Annotated in this window: 18 protein-coding genes; 11 read left to right on the forward strand and 7 right to left on the reverse strand. The window is 41.4% G+C overall.

Translation table 11 applies throughout. The features are described from left to right. Positions 1-169 precede the first annotated feature (169 nt). From GSQ19_RS21785 to GSQ19_RS21800, 4 genes are all read left to right on the forward strand, one after another. A complete protein-coding gene (locus tag GSQ19_RS21785) occupies positions 170-1087 on the forward strand; it encodes a histone deacetylase family protein (protein WP_011319924.1) in 918 nt (305 codons plus the stop codon). Positions 1088-1602: 515 nt separating this feature from the next. Further along, the gene (gshA, locus tag GSQ19_RS21790) at positions 1603-2742 is read left to right on the forward strand and encodes a glutamate--cysteine ligase (RefSeq protein ID WP_011319925.1); all 1140 of its coding nucleotides are present in this window, start codon (positions 1603-1605) and stop codon (positions 2740-2742) included. A gap of 229 nt (positions 2743-2971) precedes the next feature. Further along, positions 2972-3433, forward strand: a complete 462-nt coding sequence (locus GSQ19_RS21795; protein ID WP_011319926.1) for a tRNA (cytidine(34)-2'-O)-methyltransferase — start codon at positions 2972-2974, stop codon at positions 3431-3433. An 826-nt stretch (positions 3434-4259) separates the two neighbouring features. Next, a complete protein-coding gene (locus GSQ19_RS21800; RefSeq protein WP_011319927.1) occupies positions 4260-6524 on the forward strand; it encodes a peptidoglycan DD-metalloendopeptidase family protein in 2265 nt (754 codons plus the stop codon). Between the two features lie 72 nt (positions 6525-6596). On the opposite strand, the gene rsmH is transcribed toward GSQ19_RS21800, so the two are convergent. After that, the gene (gene rsmH, locus GSQ19_RS21805) at positions 6597-7514 is read right to left on the reverse strand and encodes a 16S rRNA (cytosine(1402)-N(4))-methyltransferase RsmH (RefSeq protein ID WP_011319928.1); all 918 of its coding nucleotides are present in this window, start codon (positions 7512-7514) and stop codon (positions 6597-6599) included. Positions 7515-7666: 152 nt separating this feature from the next. Then, a complete protein-coding gene (locus GSQ19_RS21810) occupies positions 7667-9571 on the reverse strand; it encodes a M48 family metallopeptidase (protein WP_011319929.1) in 1905 nt (634 codons plus the stop codon). A gap of 471 nt (positions 9572-10042) precedes the next feature. Between GSQ19_RS21810 and GSQ19_RS21815 the strand changes: the two genes are divergently transcribed. After that, positions 10043-11227: an NAD(P)H-quinone oxidoreductase subunit H gene (locus GSQ19_RS21815; RefSeq protein WP_011319930.1), complete on the forward strand. Its 1185-nt coding sequence runs from the start codon at positions 10043-10045 to the stop codon at positions 11225-11227. A gap of 102 nt (positions 11228-11329) precedes the next feature. Here GSQ19_RS21815 and GSQ19_RS21820 read toward each other — a convergent pair whose 3' ends face one another. From GSQ19_RS21820 to GSQ19_RS21835, 4 genes are read right to left on the reverse strand one after another with little or no spacing between them, the layout of a single operon-like run. Further along, entirely contained in the window at positions 11330-13000 is a 1671-nt protein-coding gene (locus tag GSQ19_RS21820) for a phosphatidylglycerol lysyltransferase domain-containing protein (protein ID WP_011319931.1), read from the reverse strand. Continuing rightward, positions 12997-13902 carry an alpha/beta hydrolase gene (locus GSQ19_RS21825; RefSeq protein ID WP_011319932.1) on the reverse strand — a complete coding sequence of 302 codons (906 nt, stop codon included), beginning with the start codon at positions 13900-13902 and terminating at the stop codon, positions 12997-12999. Before GSQ19_RS21825 ends, GSQ19_RS21820 begins: the two co-directional genes overlap by 4 nt. A 13-nt stretch (positions 13903-13915) precedes the next feature. Next, the gene (locus tag GSQ19_RS21830) at positions 13916-14854 is read right to left on the reverse strand and encodes an alpha/beta hydrolase (RefSeq protein WP_011319933.1); all 939 of its coding nucleotides are present in this window, start codon (positions 14852-14854) and stop codon (positions 13916-13918) included. 12 nt (positions 14855-14866) lie between these two features. Continuing rightward, positions 14867-15691 carry an alpha/beta fold hydrolase gene (locus GSQ19_RS21835; RefSeq protein ID WP_011319934.1) on the reverse strand — a complete coding sequence of 275 codons (825 nt, stop codon included), beginning with the start codon at positions 15689-15691 and terminating at the stop codon, positions 14867-14869. A 137-nt stretch (positions 15692-15828) separates the two neighbouring features. Here GSQ19_RS21835 and GSQ19_RS21840 point away from each other — a divergent pair, with 137 nt between their 5' ends. The 4 genes from GSQ19_RS21840 (at position 15829) to GSQ19_RS21855 (ending at position 20287) form a co-directional block, all read left to right on the forward strand. Next, positions 15829-16764: a lysylphosphatidylglycerol synthase domain-containing protein gene (locus GSQ19_RS21840; protein WP_011319935.1), complete on the forward strand. Its 936-nt coding sequence runs from the start codon at positions 15829-15831 to the stop codon at positions 16762-16764. A 451-nt stretch (positions 16765-17215) separates the two neighbouring features. Continuing rightward, a complete protein-coding gene (locus tag GSQ19_RS21845; protein WP_011319936.1) occupies positions 17216-17755 on the forward strand; it encodes a GAF domain-containing protein in 540 nt (179 codons plus the stop codon). Between the two features lie 41 nt (positions 17756-17796). Further along, complete coding sequence (locus GSQ19_RS21850) at positions 17797-19011, forward strand: class I SAM-dependent methyltransferase (protein ID WP_011319937.1); 1215 nt, start codon at positions 17797-17799, stop codon at positions 19009-19011. Positions 19012-19408: 397 nt separating this feature from the next. Next, a complete protein-coding gene (locus GSQ19_RS21855) occupies positions 19409-20287 on the forward strand; it encodes an NAD(P)-dependent oxidoreductase (protein WP_041456268.1) in 879 nt (292 codons plus the stop codon). Between the two features lie 44 nt (positions 20288-20331). Here GSQ19_RS21855 and GSQ19_RS21860 read toward each other — a convergent pair whose 3' ends face one another. After that, entirely contained in the window at positions 20332-21690 is a 1359-nt protein-coding gene (locus tag GSQ19_RS21860; RefSeq protein ID WP_011319939.1) for a sensor histidine kinase, read from the reverse strand. 745 nt (positions 21691-22435) lie between these two features. On the opposite strand from GSQ19_RS21860, the gene GSQ19_RS21865 reads away from it, so the two are divergent. Beyond that, positions 22436-23488 (forward strand): permease, encoded by a 1053-nt coding sequence (locus GSQ19_RS21865; RefSeq protein WP_011319940.1) that lies wholly within the window; start codon positions 22436-22438, stop codon positions 23486-23488. Between the two features lie 89 nt (positions 23489-23577). Next, positions 23578-24336, forward strand: coding sequence for a TIGR03943 family putative permease subunit (locus GSQ19_RS21870; protein WP_011319941.1), 759 nt, complete (start codon positions 23578-23580; stop codon positions 24334-24336). The last annotated feature ends 33 nt before the right edge of the window (positions 24337-24369 follow it).

Here is a 24369-nt window from a genome sequence, read left to right on the forward strand (position 1 = left end):
TTCTATTAATCTGCGGTAGATGGTAAGGAAACAGCCAAAGGATTGGTATTAAGGTGCAACTATCATCTACCAAACAACCTCTCATATATTAGGCGCGATCGCCTACAATTTCTCTGCTCACCATAAGATTTTTAAGCATATTCAGCTTCAGTCTGGGAAAATAAATAACATGGAATTGCCAATTATTTATCACCCACATTATGTTGCACCATTGCCTGAAGGACATCGCTTCCCGATGGCAAAATTCAAAAAACTCTATGAATTGCTCTTAAGTGATGATGTAGCACAAACAGAGCAATTTTATACCCCAATCCTGCCACACCCAGAGTTAATCGAGTTAGTTCATACCCCAGACTATGTGCGGTCTTACTGCGAAGGTACACTAGATACTAAAGCACAACGTCGAATCGGTTTACCTTGGAGTCCAGCACTAGCAAATCGTACCTGTATAGCTGTGGGTGGAACAATACTCACAGCACAGCTAGCACTCAATCAAGGTTTAGCTTGTAATACTGCTGGTGGTACTCATCATGCTTTTCCTAGTTATGGTTCTGGTTTTTGTATTTTCAACGATATAGCGATCGCCTCTCGCGTTCTCCAACAACAGCAACTAGTCAAAAAAATCCTCATTGTCGATTTGGATGTCCATCAAGGAGACGGTACAGCGTTTATATTCCAAGATGATGACAGTGTTTTCACATTCTCCATGCACTGCGAAGTTAATTTCCCAGGAACCAAGCAACACAGTGATTTAGATGTTCCCTTACCAGTAGGAATGGAGGATGATGCTTACCTACAAACCTTGGCGAGTTACCTACCAGATTTGTTATCTGAGATCAAACCAGACTTAGTATTTTACGATGCTGGTGTTGATCCCCACATAGGCGATCGCTTAGGTAAACTAGCCTTAAGTGACACTGGCTTATTCCGTCGAGAAATGCAGGTTTTAACTACCTGTATCAGCGCTGGTTATCCAGTCGCCTGCGTAATTGGTGGTGGTTACGCTGATGATATGACATCCCTAGTTTGGCGACATTCCCTATTGCATCGTGCCGCTAGTGAGGTTTACCGTCAATACAAGCTTTAATAGATTATGAAATAATTAGACATTTCATGAGAATATAGATGACATCAGAATTTCTCACCTAAATCAAAAATTAGTATTAAGCCATCAATAGTTAATTGTGAGAAAAATTGAGCTTGATTGATATCGATATTTTCCTATGCAAAATGTGATGTATAGCGAAACTACCCTTATCTAAGCGCTGTGGTTTGGCTGATGGGGTTGATCGTAATTATCCGCGCTGGTAAATTCTTGATTTAAGAATCACCAGTTGTTTTTATTGTCAATATCAAAAAGATTAAATTTACTAATCTAAATTCGACTAGTAAGCACTTAGAGTTATGAGCTATGAATCAAGGGTTACGGACTAGGCAATAATCCACTCGGAACATTCATAACTCAACCTTGAGTGAGGCATGACAGTCAAGAGCCTCAGTCTACGGTTCCATAATTCTTAACTTTAAATTTGCCCGAATGTCGATGTAAAGGATTGTCTAACTCGATACAATTTAAAGGCTGGGAGAGCCGAGGAGAATAAAGTGGTCTTATTGAAAGGCTTTGAAATTGAAATGTACACCGGTACCCCTCAAGGTGAAATCGTCGGTCTCTCGGATAAAATTGTGACTCAATTAGACGGGTTTGTACGAGAACCAGATAGCCGGAACGTAGAATACACGACAGAACCACTGCACAGTTATGAAAGTTTGCTGTGTGCTTTGTTGCGTCCTCGACAGGCATTAAGAGACTACCTCAAGCAATTAGGTGACTATACCCTCATTCCTGGCAGCACATTATCTTTGGGTGGAAGCGATCGCTTTTTCCGATCTGACCCAGCCAACCCATATCATGACTATATTGAGCAAACCTACGGGACAAAAGTAGTTACCGCTAGCGTTCATATAAACGTAGGTATTGACGATCCAGAAGTGTTAATGCGGGCTTGTCGGTTAATTCGCGTCGAAGCACCCCTATTTTTAGCCCTAAGCGCCTCATCTCCCTTCATCGATGGTAAAGCTACTGGTTATCATTCCACCCGTTGGGGAGTCTTCCCCCAAACGCCAACTAACGTCCCACTATTTACCAGCCACGCCCATCATATAGAGTGGGTAGAACAGCAATTGGCTATCGGGACAATGCAGAACGTCCGCCACCTCTGGGTATCAGTCAGACCAAATGGTGATCGCCGTCCCTATGATTTAAACCGTTTAGAATTAAGAATCTGTGATTTAGTTACAGATCCAATCTCCTTATTGGCGATTACAGCCTTACTAGAAGCGCGGTTATTACAACTAATAGAAAATCCCGACCTAGATCCCTTAACCCAAAGTAAGTTTTCCCCCGAAGAACTCGTAACCCTCACTACTGAAAACGAAGCCGCAGCCGCTAGCGCTAGTCTCGATGCCCAACTGACACATTGGCAAGACGGTAGAAGCATCATAGCTAGAGATTGGGTGAATGAAATATATCAAGAAGTTTGGGCGATCGCTAAAAAACATGGCTTTAGCTGTTTCCTCTCCCCTCTCCAGAAAATTTTACGTGAAGGTAACGAAGCCCAACACTGGCTACAGCTGCATAAAGTCGGCTTCGACACCCAATGCGTTATCACCCAAGCAATCAGTACCACCCAGGAACGGGAACTTGAACTGCAAAATAAGTTGTGTACACAGCTAAAGGGGTAAGTTAATAGTCAATAGTCAATGGTCAATAGTCAATAGTCAATAGTTCAGAGTAAAAACAACCAACAACTGACAACTGACAACCGACTATTGACCAAATTTTTTCCTTTTAAAATTCTAATCAACATAACTTAATAGAGAATTATTAACAAAACCTATGGTTGCCCTCTGTCTACTGGTAGAAATTGCTTAAATAATATATATTTTTATACAAACAGAAATTATACGGACAATGCCTCAGGTAGTTTTAGTTAATCCGCAAATACCCCCTAATACGGGCAATATTGCTCGTACTTGTGCTGCTACAGGTACAGAGTTACATTTAGTAGGACCATTGGGATTTGAAATTAGCGATCGCTACCTCAAAAGAGCAGGTTTAGACTACTGGCCTTACGTTAAACTGCACTACCACAAAACCATAGAAGCCTTTGAAAATGTACATCAAGAGCGTGGCGGTAGATTGCTAGGTTTTTCCGTTAGCGGCAGTTCTAGTTATATTCAGTTTCCATATCAAGCTGATGATTGGTTACTATTCGGTAGTGAAACCACAGGCTTACCTCCCACCGTCCTCTCAGCTTGTGATGCCACCTTATACATTCCTATGGCTGAACCAGGTGTCCGCAGCTTAAATCTTTCTGTTAGCGTGGCAGTAGGCTTATTTGAAGTCCGTCGTCAGTTAGGATATCTACTATAATCAGTTACAAATTTTATTTAAGCAATAATACTTATAGACAAACCATTATACAGATAATCTGCAAGGGTTTGAAGAAAATCATAACTATGTTATCAATTTATTTCAATGTATCCATCAACACTTTTATTTTGATAAAAAACAGTATAAATACTGAAAAGTACCCTAAAAATCAAGTGTGTGGATATAAGAAATTTGTATAGGAAAATCCAGTACAACCGCAACTGGAATGATAGATTTTGATGAATTAAAATCTATCTATTTCGGGAAACAAAAGAGGTGAAAACCTTTCTTATAAAGCATTTGCACCTTTTTAGCCACCTATCAACTATCTGGGCGGCAAAAAAAGTGAGAAAAGTTTACACGGTTGTATTTTAGGGAATAATCAACGTAAAGTCTCGTGTTGGTAAGACGGATCAAGTAGAAAAACCTTGAAGATATCTACAGCAGGGGGCATCCTGTTTCCAGGGGTCAAAATAGAGAAATTGCTGATGGCGACAGATGACTGGGTGAGTATATAATCTCCGGTCACAGCCTCTAAGCAAAATCAACAAAGGCAACTGTGAACAGCAAACTGTGTGAGGGTGTGTGGAGTGGCAAAGACAAGTAAGCACAGCAACTTTAAATTTTGCTAACAGGTGTGAACTTGTCTAAATCAGAGAAGCAGGTTAATCTTGCGTAAGTATCTCTGGTGAAAGTGATCTTGATCTATCTCATGGTGTGATCTAAATCATTGACTAGTATCCGACCGAAAAATCGAGGTCAGTTAAGCGCTAGTGATCATAGGAGGTCGTCTTTGAAACGAGCATTGAAAAAAAGAGTGAAAGCTGTGTTGAAAAATACCCCTACCAGCGATGATGCCCCGGCAGATCAGTTCAACGTAGTAAACAATCAAGCTAATCGCCGGGCGCGCAGACAAGCGGCAATGATTGGCCTAGCCATATCAATGGGAGCAACCAGCCTTTTGGTGACTCGACAAAGCGATCAAGCCCAAGCGGCTGCGCCTGTGGGTAGCCAAAAGGCAGCCTCAAGCATCCCTACTGCTACTGATTCCGAACTGAAATTAGCTTCACAACTGCAAAATTCCAGAGTTCTATCGACCAGCGTGCCGGAGAACCCAGTTATCATGGAACCAACCGCAGTTTCACAGTTACCTGGACTAGAAGCTAAGTGGCAAGTTTTGTCCAGTGGAATGTCTGTGCAGGTTCCTGCATCAGAAAATATTACTAAAAACATCGCCTTTCATAAAACTACTATCAACCACCAATCTCAACTGGCACAAGGGGAACAAACAACCAAGCCAGTAAAAGAGATAGCAGCACAACTGAACAACGTTAACGGCGTGACTGCTGGGCAAAATATATTACCAACGACTCAACCACAAGCACTAGCTGATAACACAACCGCTAGTGACGGTATTAATGCCCAACTAAAAGCGCAGCAAGAATTTGCGCTCAGTCGTTTACAAGAGAAATCGAGCCGTTTAAGAAAAAGTCTGGCGGAGTTGCGGTCTGAGGAGTCAAAAGATTTATCAAAAACGACTGTTGGGTTAACACAGCCCACAAGTTTAGCTAATCAACTACCACCATTGACCACAAATGGTACAGTAATTGAGCAGCAGTTAACAGTGGCTAATGGTAGCCAAGATAGCCTAGCAACTACCATCAAGCAGCCACAGCCGATTAACATACCAGTACAGCCATTAACTGAAACCTCAGCATCAACTGCAAATACTTACGAAGTTAAGCCCGGAGATACCCTAGCGGCGATCGCCAGCAGATACAATACTTCGGTTGCAGAATTGGTAAAAGTTAATAATCTTAGCAATCCTAACCAATTAAAAATTAGCCAACAACTAATTATTCCTGGTAGAGCAAACAACATCATAGCTCAAGCACCAGCAATAATTAGCTCTAACAGTGTGCAGTACCCCAGCACGCCTACAGTACCTAACTTCCCTGTAGATACTGCTAGAGTCAATCCTAGCTTGCCAGTTGTACAGCCCCCAGCTATAGCTAACAACGACAGTGTGCCTATTGCTGTGCCAACACCAGGTGCTAATAGTGAAACACCAGTTGATACAATTGTTCCCCTAGAATCAGCTTCAGCGCCTGCTGATACCCAAGGGGTGGGTGGTAATGTACCAATACCCAAAGCCTTTATCGAAATACAGCGCCCTCAACAACCTGGAAAGAGAGTAGCCAGAGCAAAAGGCGATCGCTTGCGTAGCTTACAAGCAGAAATCCAAAGATTACAGGCAAAATATCGGGATCAACAGACTGGTAATACATCTGCACCAGTAGTTGCCAATCAAAACAATGGCATTGCTATACCAATTCCCGTTACTAGCCCCAACAATTTTGCAGTAACTAGACCAATTTCCAGACAGCAAGAAATCGCCGTACCAATTGCTGTACCCACACCATTAGCACCAAACTACAGCGACCAACCCGTTAAGCCTCAATTCCGGGCTACGCTCCCCGTAAATGAGCCATTAAATCCGGAATTCCTGCCTAATAACGCCCCTCGGAATCCTTCCATCAGAAGGGTAGCTACACCTCCTGCCCGTCTCAATGCTTCTGAGTCGCTGGGAAGAATGCGAGGAACTACTGTGTCTCCAAACTTGCCACCTTTGGCAGCAGTAGACCAGTACTTACCACAAGCAATCGATGAAAACGTTCCTCCCCCATCAGACTCCTCCGTAGCACTGATTTGGCCAACAAAAGGTGTACTAACCTCTGGCTACGGTTGGCGCTGGGGCAGAATGCACAGAGGTATTGATATCGCTAACGCTGTTGGCACACCAGTTTTCGCCGCAGCCGATGGCGTTGTGGAGAAATCTGGTTGGAATAAAGGCGGTTACGGTAATCTTGTGGATATTCGTCACCCCGATGGCAGCTTGACCCGTTACGCTCACAACAGCAGGCTTTTAGTCCAAGCAGGTCAGCAAGTGCGTCAAGGGCAGCAAATTGCCGCTATGGGTAGCACCGGCTTTAGCACAGGCCCCCACACTCACTTTGAAATCCATAAATCTGGCAAAGGAGCAATAAATCCTATAGCGATGCTACCAGCCACAACCAGTAACCGCATATAGTTACTAGCTATCTTCAATTCAATCATTTCTTTATTTATGGAGGGGGTTTACTTTAACCCCCTCTTTTATTTTTTAGTTATCTTCTTGCCCCATCTCCGCTTTCTTCTCTGCTATCCTGAGTTTGGCAGAACGCGATCGCGGATTATTAGCAATCTCAGCTTCAGTAGCGATAATGGGTTTTTTCGTTAAAACCTTTAATGAAGGGGAATTTCTTAAACCGTGTTTTACCAAACGGTCTTCCAGGCTATGAAAACTAATAATGGCAATTCTGCCGCCAGGTACAAGAGCTTTGGGTGCTTTTTCTAGAAAAGTTTCTAGGGATTTTAATTCATCATTGACGACAATTCGCAACGCTTGAAATACACGGGTAGCAGGATGAATCCTAGCGTAACGGTATTTGGGAGGAACAGAAGAAGCGATCGCCTCAGCTAATTCTGTAGTTGTGTGAAAAGGACGCTTTTCCACAATCCGTCTAGCAATGCGTCGTGAGAGTCTTTCTTCACCATATTTGAAGAAAATATTTGCCAACTCAACTTCGTCCCAATCATTAATGACATCGGCGGCGCTGAGAGATTGTCTTTGATCCATCCGCATATCTAGATTTGCTTGATGACGAAAGCTAAAACCCCGTTCTGGGGTATCTAGGTGATAAGAACTCACACCCAAATCCGCCAGCACACCATCAAAACTAGCAACGGGGAACTCATAAGCAGCAAAATTACTCCGCACAAACTTTACCTGTTCTCCAAATTCTGCCAGTTCTTTCTTCGCGGCGGTTAAAGCATCCCCATCTTGATCAACTGCTGTTAGCCTGACATCTGGTGCAGCCTCTAAAATCAACCGACTGTGACCACCACCTCCCACTGTCGCATCTAGATAATGTCCACCAGAACGTACAGCTAAACCTGTAACTACTTCCTGGGGTAGTACAGGTAAATGAGAAAAGGTTGCTTCTTCAACAGAGAGAGATTTTGCAGAATGGGACTTCATGAGGTGTATTAGCTCAACGTTGAGCAGTGATGCTATTGTTGCTATTTTTCTATGTTTAGCGCGGAAATACAATCTGCCTCACCCCTGAAAAATAATTCTGAGTGGGAATGAGGCAGAATTTAGAAAATATTGCCAATATATTTAGTCTAATTTTAGCGCTGGAAAATCATTGCATTGGGTATTTTCTGCAATTTTTTCTCAATTCTTATATAGTCATTCAAAACAACAATAAATAGTCGGTAGGAAAAATTTAAGTTTTGCGATAGAGCATTTTCAAGTTGAGAGTTTTCCTCATCAGAATTATTTTTCCAAAAACCTACTTGGCGAATAATACTTAAAATGTATTGTGGCTTTTCTGGAAAAATTTGTACTACTTTCCGCACTAAATAAGCTTTCTTGACGTTAGGATATGGAGATAACTGTTCACACAATTGATGAATTTCTGAGTCTGAAAAACCATGAGGTAATAATTCGTCATTTACTCTTATTTGTGAGCGCTCTGCTTTTGCTTGTAAGAGTAGTTTATAATGTTCCTCAGCCCGTTTGAGATATGAGTCTGCTTGCTCAATATTTCCTTGCTGTTGTAAGAATTGATAAATGATCTGACAGCCTTCGATGAGAATACCTTGATCTTTGGCGATCGCTCTTTCGATATGTTCTATACCTTTGGTATCTGCTTGCCTTAATAATAGCTGTCCTAGTAGATAATTAGCAGAGACATGATGCGGCTCTTGGGATAAGATATCTGCTAATAAAGGTAAAGCGGCTGTTTCACTCACAAAATCTAATGTTAAGTAAGCCCTCTCGAAAGATTCATCAAGAGTAAGTTGATTATTCTGCGCTTTCTCATCTAATCTTGTTAATACATTTTTTGATGATTGAATTGCTGTATATTTTTCCTGCCAAGGTGCGGCTACTCGTTCTCGCCAAGATTTGTTGAAATAGTCTAAAAAGTCTGGTAAATATTCTCCTAAAAATTCACTAGCGGCACTCTTAGTAATAGACATATCAATAACCATATCTTCTTCACCATAGGGAATATAGCCTAAAGCTTTCAACCTATCTTTTAAACAGGGATGAGTATCTGCGTTATCAGTCTCCTCTGCGAAAGAAGCTTGTAAATATAAATTTCCTATTGGTTTATCTATTATTTGCAAAAATGTCTTCTCCATCTGTGTATATGCTGTGATGGGTGGTTCCACTTCTGTTTGCACCTGTTTATACACATTAGACCAAAAATTATTTTCTAAAAATCTATACTTTACCCCAACATTAATTAAAGTTTCTGCTGTATTTTGTACTCCGGTAATATCCACAGCACATCTATCAGCTTCATACTCATTTCTGCGAGCTAAAACAAAAGAATAAGCATTAAAAAAAGGAACGTATAACTTCAAAAACCATTCAAAAATTAACCAAGATAATTGATTACCATCTTGTCCTAAATCTTGTATAATACGATACCATGTCTGTCGTTGCCGATAAATCCAACCACTGAAACGACTGTGATTTCCTGATAAGTGTCCTAATTCGTGGGCGAGAACAGCACGAAATTGCTCTGGTGATAATGCTAAGATCAAGGGAAGACCGACAATCAAGTAATTGCGGTACCATCCCAGCAAACCTAAACGCGGTCTTTGCACAACACCCGCATTAAAATCATCTGTTAAGAGAATGTGGTGAAATCGTGGCGCTTTGAGTTGGGATGCAACCTCGTTAACTACACTATAGAGTTTTGGTGCATCTTGGACTTTTAAAGATAACCCAGATGGTAGAGGCAGAGAAACCGCAAGCGATCGCAGTAATATGAATACAAACGCTACTAGAAATAACCCGCCTTTGATGACTGAAGCAGAAATTCTCTGGGCGTTTAACATCAACAACACAATACCCACCAACAAAGCCACCGCCACAGCCAAAATTAACAAGATGTAGGCATAACCCAAAGTAGCTAAAAAAGCAACCTGCAACCTATAAAGACGTGGCTGTTTGTTGGCGAAGATTTCTAACTTCTGAATTAACCCATCAAAACGCTCTTGGCTTCCTGTTGTAGACATATATCAGAAATATAAAACTGAAATATAACTTCAACATAACCAATTTGGCTTACGTAAAAACTCAGATTGCCATTGAAGAATTATGATTTAATGCGAACAAGTGAAGTAATAACGATAGATGACATCAATCCAGTCAATAAATATTTATGATTATTTTTTCTTTAGTTTTACCCATTGAGAATCAAGTGAAAAAATTCCTTTAACTCAAATTTTTTAGATATCGGGCTTTCCTATAATAATTGAAGAAGTAAAACAAAATGAAACATCAAACAAAACCCCTATGCTGCCCCCATCCCTCCAACCTTCGTATGAACAATATGCTTAGGGCGTAACTCTAGGATAATATTCATAGGAATTTGATTTTGGTAGACATGAACTATCAATCACCTCTGGTGGGCGGTTAAGCATCGTGTCGAGATGGCATCAACGCGGTTCAACTCAAAATTTTCATAATGGGAGAACACGGAATTTATGGCAAGAATAGAAACCCGCACTGAACCAATGGTGCTGAATATGGGGCCACACCATCCCTCAATGCACGGGGTTCTGCGGCTAATTGTCACTTTGGATGGCGAAGATGTCGTTGATTGTGAACCGGTAATCGGCTATCTGCACCGAGGAATGGAGAAAATCGCCGAAAACCGCACCACAGTCATGTACGTCCCCTACGTTAGCCGATGGGACTACGCCGCAGGAATGTTTAATGAAGCTGTCACCGTCAATGCACCGGAAAAGCTGGCTGGTGTTGCTGTTCCTAAACGCGCTAGCTACATCCGCGTCATCATGCTGGAATTGAACCGCATTGCTAACCACCTCCTGTGGTTCGGCCCCTTCCTAGCTGACGTAGGCGCACAAACTCCCTTCTTTTACCAGTTCCGAGAACGGGAGATGATTTACGATTTGTGGGAAGCCGCCACAGGCTACCGCATGGTAAATAACAACTATTTCCGCGTCGGTGGCGTAGCTGCGGATTTACCCTATGGTTGGGTAGATAAGTGTCTAGAATTTTGTGACTACTTCTTACCCGTAGTTGATGAATACGAAAAGTTAGTTACCAATAATCCCATTTTCCGCCGTCGGATCGAAGGTATTGGCACAATTAGCCGCGAAGAAGCAATTAACTGGGGACTTTCCGGCCCGATGTTACGTGCATCTGGTGTAAAATGGGACTTACGCAAAGTTGACCATTACGAATCCTACGATGATTTCGACTGGGATGTACAGTGGGAGACAGCCGGCGATTGTTTAGCCCGTTACACCGTGAGAATGCGGGAAATGCGCGAATCTGTGAAGATTATCAAGCAAGCAATCAAAGGATTACCCGGAGGCCCCTACGAAAACCTCGAAGCCAAGCGTTTAATAGCTGGTAAGAAATCAGAATGGGATGCTTTTGATTACCAATACATCGGCAAAAAAGTTTCTCCTACCTTCAAAATGCCTAAAGGTGAAATCTACGCCCGTGTGGAAAGCGGTAAAGGTGAACTAGGCATTTATCTGATTGGTGATGATAACGTCTTTCCTTGGCGGTGGAAAATTCGCCCAGCCGATTTCAACAACCTGCAAATTCTGCCTCATTTATTACGGGGTATGAAAGTTGCGGATATTGTGGTAATTCTCGGCAGTATTGACGTAATCATGGGTTCTGTAGATAGATAAGCCATTAGGCTTTTTAACTGACAGTTACTCGTGAGGTTTGTTGACGGTTAATAGTCAACCGTCAACAAAAAAATATAGTTTTCTTAATTTTGAACTGTAATATTAAGCCCCTGGTTGGAAATAATCGAGGAGGCGATCGCCTGAATCTGCACGAATCAAGGCGACAACCACATCGGGTAAGGCGGTTAAACTCGGATACACCAGATAGCGTCCTTCCCAACGCGGATGATATTTTTCTTTATAGGCGTGTAAGCCTTGAAAGTTATAAAAACGGTTTAAATGCTCATAAAGATAGCGCAAGCCTTTCTCTAAACGCTGAGATTCTGGTTTTTCACCTACCCCCGCTAACGCCGACAAACCGAAGTTAAAGCTGTCGTAACCTTCATCTTTAAAATGTTGTAGTAGAGAAGTAAACAGAAAATCCATCGTGCCATTTTCCATTGCATGGCGGTGACGCATCAAATCAATAGTGACTTCGTTGAGTTGATATTCTGGTAACAGGTTGGTAAAAGCATCAATTTTACCGTCGGGAGTATATACAACAGCAATTTCACACTCTCGCAGATAAACTTCATCAAACCATCCTAAAGAAAAGTGTTTTTCTGAACCTTGTACCATTCTCAGCCATTCATCACTCACAGATTTCAGCTGGTGTAATAATTCACTACTAATTGGCGGTTGATGAAAACTAACTTGATAACCAAGTTTAGTTAAACGGTTGATGGAGGGACGGAAGTTTTTACCAGCTTTGCCTTGTAAAGTAAAAGTTGGCAAATCCACGATCGCCTCCTCACCAATTTTGAGAACCTTAAACCCTAAAGACCTGTACAAGTCAATATCATCAGGTAAAGTTTGGTAAAAAGCTGGATACCAATCATTGCGTTGACAAAACTCTTGGAAGCTGGAAATTACTTCTGTGCGGTCTTCTATGGGGCCGATGGGATCACCCAAGGCGATCGCCCCTCTTCCTTTGGGAACGTACGCAATGACGCTGCGACCAGAAGGGCTGAAATAATAGCTCTTATCACTCAGAAGAGTTAAAGGCGCTAAAGATGAACGTCCATACTGCTGGACTATTTCTTTTGCTTTTCGTTGCTCACTGATGGTTGCTGTCTGGCGTAAAAATACTGGCTGTAAGAGCATCACCACCGCAAACGTAATTGTACTAGCTGCAATCACATAGATAGAATTGGCAAAAAATTCTCCAAATCTACTCTTGGGTTGTAACCCCCAATTATCTTCTGTGAAAAACATCGCTAAGGTTTGCAAAATAGCTCCACCCCAATTGAAATTCTCGGTGAATTTGTCATCTAACAAGTAAAATCCCACCGTTCCATAAGCCAGTGTAAACAACAGCGCCCCAATTAATACACGCACACCCCGCGCCACTGAAGGACGGTCAGATTGTGCCGTAAAAATATGACGCATGGAGATTAATTGCAGCAACAAAACTCCAGATAGAATACTTTCTTCGTAATCCCATCCTTTCAATAAATGACTAATAATAGAAATAATTAATAAACTAACAGTGAGCATCCATGCAACTCGTTTACGCCGCAATAAATTAGTGGCAAGTGCTAATAAAATAAAGCCAGTTAAGGCTGCAAATATATGACCAGTAGCACGAATTTCAAATGGTAAAAATTCTTTTAACCAATGATTTCTACCATATAAATTAGGAGTAACTGCTGATAATAAATTGACTACTCCGACTAAAGCAGTCAGAATAGCTGCACTCCAAAGTCCTATCCGAAGTTTAAATTGATTATTCATTTGCGGGTTGAATTATTAAACTGTTCTCCTACATAAGTCAGCGAATCTTTAAGATGCTTGTGAAAATAATTCCAGCCTATATCAGCACCCGATAAACCATGACCTCCAGGGAATGAATAGAAAACGTTAGCAATACCTAACTTATTTAATGTTTGATGAAAGACTTTTGTCGAAGCTAATAAATTAGTGTCATTTACCCCCGCATCTAAGTAAATATGCAATCGCTTTTTATCTTCAGGTGATAGCTGTTGGACAATTTGTTGAGGACTATTTTGTGGGCCACTATTATCAGTAAAATAACCACTGTGGCTAAAAAAGATGTGGAAGTTGTTGAGATAGCGTAACCCGATATTCAATGCACCCCATCCCCCAGAAGATAGACCCCCTAAAGCCCAAAATTGTGGTGATTCTAGAGTCCGGTAGCGTGACTTGACGACTTGGACTAATTCTGAACCAATCAATGTCCCAACTTTGCCATTAGCACCGTCAAAATAGTCTGGGTCATATAAAGGACTAGAACCCCGATTATCATTGCCATCAGGTGTAATTACAATTGATAGAGGTAACTTTTTACTCTTATATAATTCAGCTAATATATTCAATATGGCATATTTATCAACATAAGCACGGGCATCATCATGACCACCGTGTAATAAAAAAATTACGGGATATCGCTTTTGCAGATTCTTGTCATAACCAGGCGGTAAGATTACGCCATAATTGCGGACTGTACCCATTGCTTGGGAATTAAAAGTTTCTAACTGAAATTTCAGCCCAGTATTTGCCTCTTCTTGGGGTGGGTCTAATTGTGGTGCGCCTAATATAAATACGTAGTAGTAGCCAGTGGCGCTCAAGATAGCGATCGCACCTACTATACCCATAAAAAATTTGGGGATTTTCATCTTTTTTCAATTATCAATCATGGCGTAAATTTTTATCTTTACTAGCGGCTTGTGCAGCTTTAAATTGCTCACCCACAAAAGTCAAAGAATTAGTTAAATGTTCTCGCCAATATTGCCAAGTATGACTACCAGGAAATTGACGAAATACATGATAAATATTGAGGCGTGCTAGTTCTTGACTAAATTTTTCACCTTCTTTAACTTCATCAATATCTGAGCTACCTGTATCTAGATAAATCCGTAATCTTTTTTTTGCTTGTGTTGGCACATCCTTAATAAAAGTTATGGGGCTATTGAATGGGCCGCTTTTATCTCGAAAATAACCGCTATGACTAAATAAAATCGAAAAATTATTTAAGTTATGTAAGCCTATATTAACTGCGCCCCAACCACCAGAAGATAATCCTCCCATCGCCCAAAAATGAGGATTAGGTAGTGTCCGGTAACGGCTTTTTACCACTTTGACTAGCTCATTACCAACGGCCGTCGAAACTTTACCGTTAGAACCATCAATATATTCAGGGTCCCAGTAGGGGCTAGAACCACGCTGGTCATTACCATCTGGGGTGATGATAATACTAGGTTGTAACTTACCTGTAGTGTAGAGTTTCTCTAGAGTTTTCAGGGCTTCTCCCCTGTCTTTATCAAACCAAGTTATAGGCTCGCCGTGTCCACCGTGGAGAAGAAAAATTACAGGATAGCGTTGCTGTGAGTTTTGTGCATAACCAGGGGGTAAAGAAACTCCATAGGTGCGGTTTCCTCCCATAACTTGGCTTTTGTAGGTTTCTATTTGGTAGGTGAGGGGAGTAGCTAAGATATCAGTATTTGCTTGGGACAATAATTTAGCAGCAGTTTTTGTTGGTACTTGAGCTGTAGAGATTGGCCAGTAATTGCAACCAATTAAAGAGAGTACTGACAATAACAGGAAAATTGAAGATTTTTGCTGATTCATATTTTGAGGAGATTAATTAATAGTAAGTTTTTGAATTAACCAATTAGCGATCGCCTCATTCACTAACTCAGCCGACTCAGCCATCACTAAGTGTCCTCCCTTGGCAAAATGTAAATGAGTACCATCATCAAAGTGATTGGCTAACTCATCCCCCATGTTGGCTGTAAATGTGGGATCTTTGTCGGCAGTAATGACCAAAGCCGGAATATGCAGATTTTTCGGTAAAGGATGACGAATAAAAAAGTTATAGTCCCAAAAGATTTCTAAACCTTTATAGGCATCAAAATCTGTGGGTGGTGGGTTTTCTACAAAAAATCGTTCCATCACACTGTGACTATAAGAAGTCGAGAGAAGCTTATTGATTTTTTGCACACCAGGCAAATGCAGCAAATATCTGCCACCCCCAGCCATAAACTTCATCAAGGGAATTTCCCACCACGGTGCTAAATCGTGAGTTCCCCCAGCAATAGCAATAATTGCACTGACTGGATGGTGTTGCACAAACTCAAGACCAATGGGAACCCCATAGCTGTGACAGCACAACACAGGTGACTCCACACCAAAGCGGACTAACAATCGCGCTAAATCTCGACAATGTCGCCCTATAGAGTAGCGCGAGTAACGACTAGACTGACCATTCCCGCCCAAATCGTAGGCTAAAACTTCCCAACCTTGAGCCTGGGCAAATTCATACTGCATTCTAAAATTGAAGCGGTTTCCTGTTCCACCGTGGATAAAAACCAACGGGGGATACACACCCGGACTATGAGAAACTTGTAAATCTACACCTCGGCGGAGGTGAACTTTTCCACCAGCGAGGGCATCATGATTAGGCATGAGACGATGGGGAGTAGAGTGAGAACAAATAAACGACAGATGAATTTATGTTCAGAAGTTTAAGCAAAACATTTGTCAATGTTGTGTCAACTTGATGGAAAGTTGAAGACTTTCTTTCTCTATATCCTCATATCTCTATGCCCAAAAATCCCCGATTTAATCTGAGTTATTTGTTGAGTTTGATATTATTGACGCTTTGTCTATGGGCGATCGCTAACGAATTACGAGATTATAATTATCGAGATATTCTTCACTCTTTAACTACCATTCCTAAACAGCGATTAAGTCGGGCATTAGGGCTGACTATCTTAGGTTATTCAGTCATGGTAGGGTACGATATTTTGGGATTTTACTACGTTGGTTGTCCCTTATCTTGGAATAAGATTGCGCTCACTAACTTTATTAGCTCTGCCTTTAGTAATACTATCGGTTTTGCCTTACTGACTGGCAGTGCTATCCGTTATCGATTTTATGCTAATTGGGGAGTACCACCCGTGGCGATCGCCCAAATAATTGCCTTTGTTAATTTTACTTTTTGGCTGGGAATGCTCACTGTTGCTGGATTGATTTTTATCACCCATCCTTTGCTGATTCCTAACCAATTACATTTGCCTTTTTCTACAGTGCGCCCCCTCGGCATAATTTTTCTTTTTTTGATTGCTAGTTACTTATTAGGCAGTATTTTTATTAAACAATCATTAATAATTCGTGGTCATCTGTTTCGTTTGCCTGTTTTTCACATCTCTCTGGCACAAATCTTCATTTCTAGCCTTGATTGGATGCTTGCAGCGTCAGTACTTTATGAAATACTGCCAGCTAATACCAATTTGTCTTATCCTAATTTTTTAGGAATTTATTTACTAGCGATGTTTGCAGCAGTTATTAGTAATATCCCTGGTGGTTTGGGTGTATTTGAAACTGTAGTATTACTCTTACTTACTTCTAAACTTCCGGCGGCAACAATTATTGGCTCACTCTTAGCTTATCGAGGCATATACTATTTTTTGCCCTTGTTGCTAGCATCTGGGTCACTGGGATTGTTTGAATTTAAATATAATCTGCGAAAAAGTTAAAAAACGAAAATAGTAATTACCCCAAAGATAGGACTCATACTTGATTTTTGAAATATATGTAAGTCGTGTCAGTCCAGTAGGGTGTGTTAGGTGCTGATTCCCAAGATGATTGGTCACAAAATAACTATCTTCGTGCCTAACGCACCGCCTTACGGATGGTGCGTTACGGCTAAATTTTCTTGTCTCTGGGTCCCAAATCCTTTCATAGCAGTAACACAAGGGCAATAAAGCGGGAAGAACATCTACACCGCTTTTTGCCTCCCCTACTTAATATTTACTTTATTAGGATGAAGTGACATAAATTTTTAAGATAAAAACAACAAAATTCTTGTTATGTAAGCATTTTGTCTTTATATAAATGAGTTAGCGATATTACGACCACTGTTCAATTGAAACCAAATAAATTACTATATAAATCTGAAAGACTTGACTGATTCATCATTGTAGAATTGTGCAAATTCATTCTCATGCAGAATTTGATCCTAGTTCAAATCAACCAACTGAACAGGGTTTACAAAGAGTTCTCCAGCGTCTTGTCCAGACAATGCAGAGAGACGCATTAGTTAGACAAACGACAAATAGACTCAGAGAATCCCTGCAAATTGATCGTGTTGTTTTGTATTACTTTTACTGGCAGTGGCACGGACAAGTGACATTCGAGGCTTTAAGTTCTGAAGAATTTTCGATATTAGGCTCAACCGGGGCAGATGAATGTTTTAATGATGAGTATGCAGAACTGTATTTAGCTGGACGGACAAAAGCGATCGCCGACATTGAATCAGCATCAATTACCCCTTGTCATAGGGATTTTCTCCGCACTCTACAAGTCCGCGCTAACCTAGTTGTACCAGTTTTAGTCCCCAAGGGGTTATGGGGCTTGCTAGTCGCACATCACTGCCAAGGAACGCGTTTTTGGACAGAATCAGATATAGAACTTATGCAGACAGGAGCGAAAACCCTCGCAACATCGCCTTATATTTTGGAAAGTTGAATTACAAAATTTCCTACTCCCGGCTTTAATTTAACTTGTCTATGAATTCTCATTCAGCGCTACAAACAGCCATCACCCATCGCATTGCTAACAGCCCCGAAGCGCGAATTACTTTTGCAGAATATATGGACATGGCGCTTTACCACCCTGAATACGGTTATTATTCCAGCAATACCGTCAAAATCGGGTTTAAAGGTGGCGATTTTTTCACTTCAGTCAATTTAGGTGCTGACCTTGGTGATTTACTAGCAGAACAATTTGTGCAGATGTGGGAGATTTTAGGAAAACCCACACCCTTTTATTTGGTGGAAATGGGAGCAGGGCAAGGACTGTTAGCTTTACATATCCTGAAATATATACAGGTAAAATATCCCAACTTATTTACAGCCTTGCAATATCTGATTGTAGAAAAATCCCCAGGTTTAAAGCAAGAACAACAGGAACGCTTACAAGGGTTTTCTGTGCGCTGGTGCAGTTGGGAGGAAATATCACCTAACTCGATTACAGGCTGTTTTTTTTCCAATGAATTAGTAGATGCACTACCAGTACATCAGTTCATTTTAGAGGGAGGGGAACTGAGGGAAATTTATCTAACTGTCCAGGGAGAGAAGGAAGCACAAGAAGCAAAAAATCTTTCCCCATCCCCTAATTACGAATTAACTGAAGTCGCAGCAGCCCCATCTACCCCCAGACTCGCAGAATATTTTGACTTAGTAGGCATTAATTTGGCGCAAGGCGGTTATGAAGATGGCTATCGCAGTGAAATTAATTTAGCGGCTCTTGATTGGTTGAGTATAGTAGCAGACCGCTTGCAAAGAGGGTATGTGATAACAATTGATTATGGCTATCCTGCCAGCCGTTACTATAACCCCAGGCGATCGCAAGGAACCTTACAGTGCTACTATCAACATCGTCATCACAACAACCCCTATATCAATATTGGGCAACAAGATATCACCGCCCATGTTGACTTTACCGCCTTGGAACGATGGGGCGATCGCTGTGGCCTAGAAAAACTCGGTTTTACCCAGCAAGCTCTATTTTTAATGGCTCTGGGTTTAGGCGATCGCATTGCAGCCCTCTCCTATCAACAAATACCAGTTTCTGAGTTACTCCACAGGCGACAAGCACTACACCAGTTAATCGATCCCACAGGACTTGGGGGCTTTGGAGTTCTAATTCAAAGCAAGGGACTGACAAAAGAGGAAGCTTCTCAAGCACTCAAAGGATTATCTGTGCCAGAACTGGGTAAGTAGGGGGTGCAGACAAATGTACAGACGCGATTCATCGCATTCCTAAAATTGTACAGACGCGATTAATCGCGTCTCTGACTAATAATTAAAACTCTATTTAAGAATGCTGGATTGGCTGGATATAGACTAGCATAACAGTGATTACTATGAAGTCGAGCATCAGAGGGGAGTTACAATTATGACTGCTCATGACCTATTAATGTTGGTAACATTACTTAGTCCTGGCATCTTGCTTTCAGTTGTCATTATGGCAACTTTTGCCGCAGGAGGCTGATCGCTAGATCCGGACGTAGGGAGTAGAAAAAATGTAAATCTGTTAACAGTTAACCGTTAATGAGCTACTCCCTGACAACCTACAATCAAACGATGGAAAAGCGGCTGAATCAAAGGAACGTAAAACATGAAGGTGGCATTTCTGGGAACTGGACTTATGGGACTACCAATGGCCCAAAGATTGTTAGCAGCAAATATAGAGGTAGTTGCCTATAACCGCACCCCAGAAAAACTAGCACCATTACAAGCAGCTGGCGCGGAAGTGGTGACACATCCCCGCTACGCAATTCGAGAAGCTGAGTGTGTCATCCTCATGCTGACCAACGCCGCAGCAATATATCATGTGTTGCTTTCGGATACTTCTTGGCGGACTCTCCAAGGACGCACCATCATTCAGATGGGAACAATTACCTCCACTCAAAGCCAAGAAATTCGAGATTCCATAGTGGGTGGTGGCGGCGAATATATAGAAGCACCAGTATTAGGAAGTATCCCCGAAGCCAAAGCGGGTACGCTGACAGTGATGGTAGGCGCTGAACCTAAACAGTATGAACGCTGTCTAGATTTACTCAAGAATTTTGGCCCAGACCCATTATTAATAGGGCCAGTGGGAACGGCATCGGGATTAAAGCTAGCCCTAAATCAGCTAATTGCTTCCTTAACTACTAGTTTTGCCCTGAGTTTAGCTTTTGTGCAGCGTCAAGGTATTGATGTAGATAAATTTATGCAAGTCTTAAGGGAGAGTGCGCTGTATGCGCCTACCTTTGATAAAAAGCTGCAAAGGATGTTGGATGGTAATTATAGCAATCCCAACTTTCCCACAAAACACTTGCTCAAAGATACCGACTTGTTTATTTCCGAAGCCCAATACCTGGGACTGGATCTCAGCAGTATTGAAACTGTGCAGAAACTTTTACAAACAACCATGAAAATGTCATTTGCCAATGACGATTACTCTGCCCTATTTTCTGTTATCAGAGATTGGGGGGAAGCAAGTGGCGGTTAGAGGGATGGAGACGGGGAGAACAACAAATAACTATTGAATATTGACTAGAGCAAAGGTAGTAAAATTTCAAATTTTGTACCGATTCCTAGTTTGGAAGAGAAATTGAGTTTACCGCCGTGTCTCGCCGTGATAATGCGATAACTAACGGCTAAACTTGTCTCTTTTTCTGTTCTTTTTTCTATAGAGAAATTTTCGCGGATTTGTTGTTGTAATTCCTCCGACATTCCTGTCCCATTATCCGCCACACAAATCGAAACCCAGCGTGAATCAAATTCGTTGGGTTTAGTAGCTGCTTGAGAAATAACTTCCGTTGTAATTTCTATAGTTGCTTGCTTCACATTTTGTCCGCAATCGGGTTGCAATTGCCGCCGCACAGTTTCATCTAGTAAACTATCGACAGCGTGACTGAAAATATTCATCAATACTTGGTTTAACTGTCCTATAAAACAAGAGACTGGGGGGATTTTTCCATAATTTTTAATAATAGTGATTTCGCCTTTCAAACGACTTTTAATTAAAATTACAATACTGTCTATAGAGGCGTGTAAGTCTACGGGTTTAGGATAAACAGCATCGATATGGCAAAAATTTTGTAGGCTAGTAACGAGTTTTTTTAGTCTTTCTGCACCGGAACGAGCGCTAGTTAATGCTTTAGATAAATCCTTTTCTAGATAATCAAATTCAATTTCTTCTTTAATATCATTTATTACCTCACAACCAGAGGGTAAACATTCATCATAAGCAGCTATTAACTTCAGTAAATCTTGGCTGTAGTTAGAAATATAAGTTAAGTTACCCCAAATAAAACCTACGGGGTCTAAAATTTCGTGTGCTACCCCATCTACTAACCGCCCCAGTCTCGCCATTTTATCGTTTTGAATCATTTGGGCTTGGCTGCGTTCGTAGCGTACTTGAGTTTCTATACCGCGAATTTGCCAAGCTGCAATATTTAATTCATGGGGATCTAACAATCTGTAGGAATTATCTGCTGTTTGTACTACTAGAGGTTCTGCTAAAAATTCAGGCGATCGCCTTAATATCTGTTGCATGGCTGTCAAGATTGGTGTGGTATCAGCCAGCACTAAAACCGCTAAACGCGCATAACGATAGAGAACATCTAATGGTTCTTTAGCGAACAAATCTTGTCCGTAGGGACGCATCAAAAACTCTATTAACCTTCGCCGGGATATCATTCCCGTAAACTTTCCCTGTTCTAGCAAAATTACCCCTGGTAACAAGGGATATTTATCAAAATACTTCGCTACTTCTACGCCAGTCAGGCTAATTTCCACCTGAAAAGTGTACATTGGTAGTTCTTGAATGGTGGAATCTAAACCTAAATCGCGATCGCTACCTCTAGATACAGTAGGTGGTGATACAAGGGGACAAAATTCTTGTGACACTTGAGACTCTGATAGATACAAGGACTGACAAGTAAATAAGCCAACATTCTAGCTTCCGAGCTTACTACTGAAGCTAAATTTAGTAAAAGTAACACAAAAATATTTTCAGCGTAAATGCTTAAATATAAAATAATGTTACCACTGTGATTTTACTGAAGTCCCATAATCGATTTTTGGCAGATTGGGCTTGCAAGTTGAAAGTTTTTATAGTAAAAAATCAACCAAAGCACAAAAAATTGCCCCAAGGATCAAAAAGATTTACTTGTTAAGTTAGCAATGACAATAATTTATGGGAATACTCACAGCCAATAGCAGCCTAAAACCTTTACAAGTGCTATGTTATAAGGCTGATAACCAATTATCACAGTGATCCCCCGTTATTTAAAAAGTATGAATACTTGGTGAAAATGCCCGGAAGTTAACACTTTAAAGAGCTAATTGACAGTAAGTATAAATCTTAGGTAGTGAAAATTTATGTAACTTTATACCCAGTCTGCTAATATCGGAACTATTTACACAATAGAACAATCATAAGAATGTTCATTGCCAGTAAATTCACCCATATAAACATGAATATGCGCTGGCTCGTCAGCATCAATACATTGCTTAAACTCAACTAGAATCCCAGAACTAACTTATTTGCCAAATTTTATCTTGATCTGTCACTAAATGTGTTTGATCCCCGTTTCTATAGAATGACTAGGCTTAACCTAAAAAATCCACAGCGCTTTTGACTGCGACACCCATGAATCAACTGAACAATGGTTTCACAATATTTCTGAGTTTGCTAGTCGAGGCGATGCCCTTTTTGCTGCTTGGGGTTTTATTCTCCAGTTTGCTGCTGTTTTTTGTAGATGAGCGCAAATTAGTAGAAAAAATGCCCAGAAATCCCTTATTAGGTGCTTTAGTTGGCAGTATGGTCGGCTTTTTGTTTCCAGTCTGTGAATGCGGAAATGTGCCAGTAGCGCGGCGCTTGCTGATGCAAGGAGTACCTACACCCGTAGCGGTTGGTTTTTTACTAGCAGCACCGACAATTAACCCGATTGTGATTTGGGCAACATGGACAGCATTTAGGGAACAACCAGAAATAGTAGTTTTACGTGTGATATTTTCGCTCTTAATCGCCACAATTATCGGTTTTGTTTTCAGTTTTCAAGCGGACTTAGAACCCATAGTCCAACCAGCGATCGCTCGTTATTTAAAATTTAATCCCCCAGCCAAACCAGAAACAAAACGCCGGGGTAAATACTCCACAACAAAAGACACGAATACCCCCAGTATGTTGCGTTCTGGGACTTATATTTTAGGTGGTCGAGCAGGTGGTGTGCCAACACGACTAGATGCTAACCTAGCCCCAACAAATGAGGCTAGCAGCAACAATAAACCGTTGAGAGATAAACTACGCCTGTTATTAGATAACAGCATCCAAGAATTGCGGGAGTTGGGTGCAGTCATGGTAATTGGGAGTGCGATCGCCGCAGCCATTCAAGTCCTAGCACCCCGTGAATTAATCCTCAGTCTAGGTTCTGGCCCGATTACCTCAATTCTCGTCATGCTGGTGTTAGCCGCAGTAGTATCCATCTGTTCCACTGTCGATTCATTTTTTGCCCTATCATTCGCCGCCACCTTCAGCAGTGGTTCATTATTAGCCTTTCTCGTCTTTGGTCCCATGATTGACATCAAAAGTGTCGGCTTGATGTTATCCATATTCAAACCCAAGACGATCTTCTACTTATTTGCCTTAGCAGGGCTACTGACATTCTTATTCACCCTTTTCATTAACTTGCACGTTATTTGATATTTCGTCAGTGGTCAGGTGTCCTTCGTTAGTTCTTCTTCTGACTATTGACCACTGACTACTGACCACTGACTATTGACTAATAACCAATGACTAAATCTCAAGTCCCAAATAAACTGCTCTCTTGGCTGGATGTCTTGGCAATTACAGCCTGGGGCGTATTAATGCTGAGATATTGGCTGACTGGCAAGCTCAATTTATTAATTCACCCCAATTATTTTGGATTAGTAGTTGTAGCCGGTGTTGTCTTATTAATTATTGGCTTTGCCAAAGCTAAAGAACTTTGGCGCTTACGTCCTCGTGATGTCACCCCCAACCCCCAGCACATCACTTTTTTTGCTCCTGGTTGGGGTAGCGGCTTACTGCTGTTCACCGCAGTTTTAGGCTTTATTATTACACCGCAAGTATTTGCCAGTGATAAAGCACTCCAGAGGGGTGTGACAGATTTATTAACCACCTCGCGCCTACAACCCCAATCCTTCCGCGCCTCCGTGCGTCCAGAAGAGCGATCGCTTGTAGATTGGGTACGCACCGTGAATGTCTATCCCGAACCAGATTCATATACAGGTCAAAAAGCCAAGGTACAAGGATTTGTCATCCATCCCCCAGATATTGGCAAAGAATATATATTCCTCGCTAGATTTGTCCTCACCTGCTGCGCCGCCGATGCTTATCCTGTAGGTTTACCAGTTAAATTAGCAACTAATCAAGAACGGTATTCTCCCGACACTTGGTTAGAAGTAGAAGGAAAAATGACCACCGAAACCTTAAGCGGTAAACGTCAATTAACCATCGCCGCCACCTCCATCAAAAAGATTCCCCAACCAGCAAATCCATATAGTTATTAGTCAATAGTCCACAACGAACAACTGACAACGAAC

Origin of the sequence: Trichormus variabilis 0441, from assembly GCF_009856605.1 — a bacterium.
GTDB lineage: Bacteria > Cyanobacteriota > Cyanobacteriia > Cyanobacteriales > Nostocaceae > Trichormus > Trichormus variabilis.

Coding starts and splice junctions, on each gene's coding strand:
- GSQ19_RS21785 (WP_011319924.1), top strand. CDS start 170: ATGGAATTGCCAATTATTTATCACCCACATTATGTTGCACCATTGCCT.
- GSQ19_RS21795 (WP_011319926.1), top strand. CDS start 2,972: ATGCCTCAGGTAGTTTTAGTTAATCCGCAAATACCCCCTAATACGGGC.
- rsmH (WP_011319928.1), bottom strand. CDS start 7,514: ATGAAGTCCCATTCTGCAAAATCTCTCTCTGTTGAAGAAGCAACCTTT.
- GSQ19_RS21810 (WP_011319929.1), bottom strand. CDS start 9,571: ATGTCTACAACAGGAAGCCAAGAGCGTTTTGATGGGTTAATTCAGAAG.
- GSQ19_RS21815 (WP_011319930.1), top strand. CDS start 10,043: ATGGCAAGAATAGAAACCCGCACTGAACCAATGGTGCTGAATATGGGG.
- GSQ19_RS21820 (WP_011319931.1), bottom strand. CDS start 13,000: ATGAATAATCAATTTAAACTTCGGATAGGACTTTGGAGTGCAGCTATT.
- GSQ19_RS21825 (WP_011319932.1), bottom strand. CDS start 13,902: ATGAAAATCCCCAAATTTTTTATGGGTATAGTAGGTGCGATCGCTATC.
- GSQ19_RS21830 (WP_011319933.1), bottom strand. CDS start 14,854: ATGAATCAGCAAAAATCTTCAATTTTCCTGTTATTGTCAGTACTCTCT.
- GSQ19_RS21835 (WP_011319934.1), bottom strand. CDS start 15,691: ATGCCTAATCATGATGCCCTCGCTGGTGGAAAAGTTCACCTCCGCCGA.
- GSQ19_RS21840 (WP_011319935.1), top strand. CDS start 15,829: ATGCCCAAAAATCCCCGATTTAATCTGAGTTATTTGTTGAGTTTGATA.
- GSQ19_RS21850 (WP_011319937.1), top strand. CDS start 17,797: ATGAATTCTCATTCAGCGCTACAAACAGCCATCACCCATCGCATTGCT.
- GSQ19_RS21855 (WP_041456268.1), top strand. CDS start 19,409: ATGAAGGTGGCATTTCTGGGAACTGGACTTATGGGACTACCAATGGCC.
- GSQ19_RS21865 (WP_011319940.1), top strand. CDS start 22,436: ATGAATCAACTGAACAATGGTTTCACAATATTTCTGAGTTTGCTAGTC.
- GSQ19_RS21870 (WP_011319941.1), top strand. CDS start 23,578: ATGACTAAATCTCAAGTCCCAAATAAACTGCTCTCTTGGCTGGATGTC.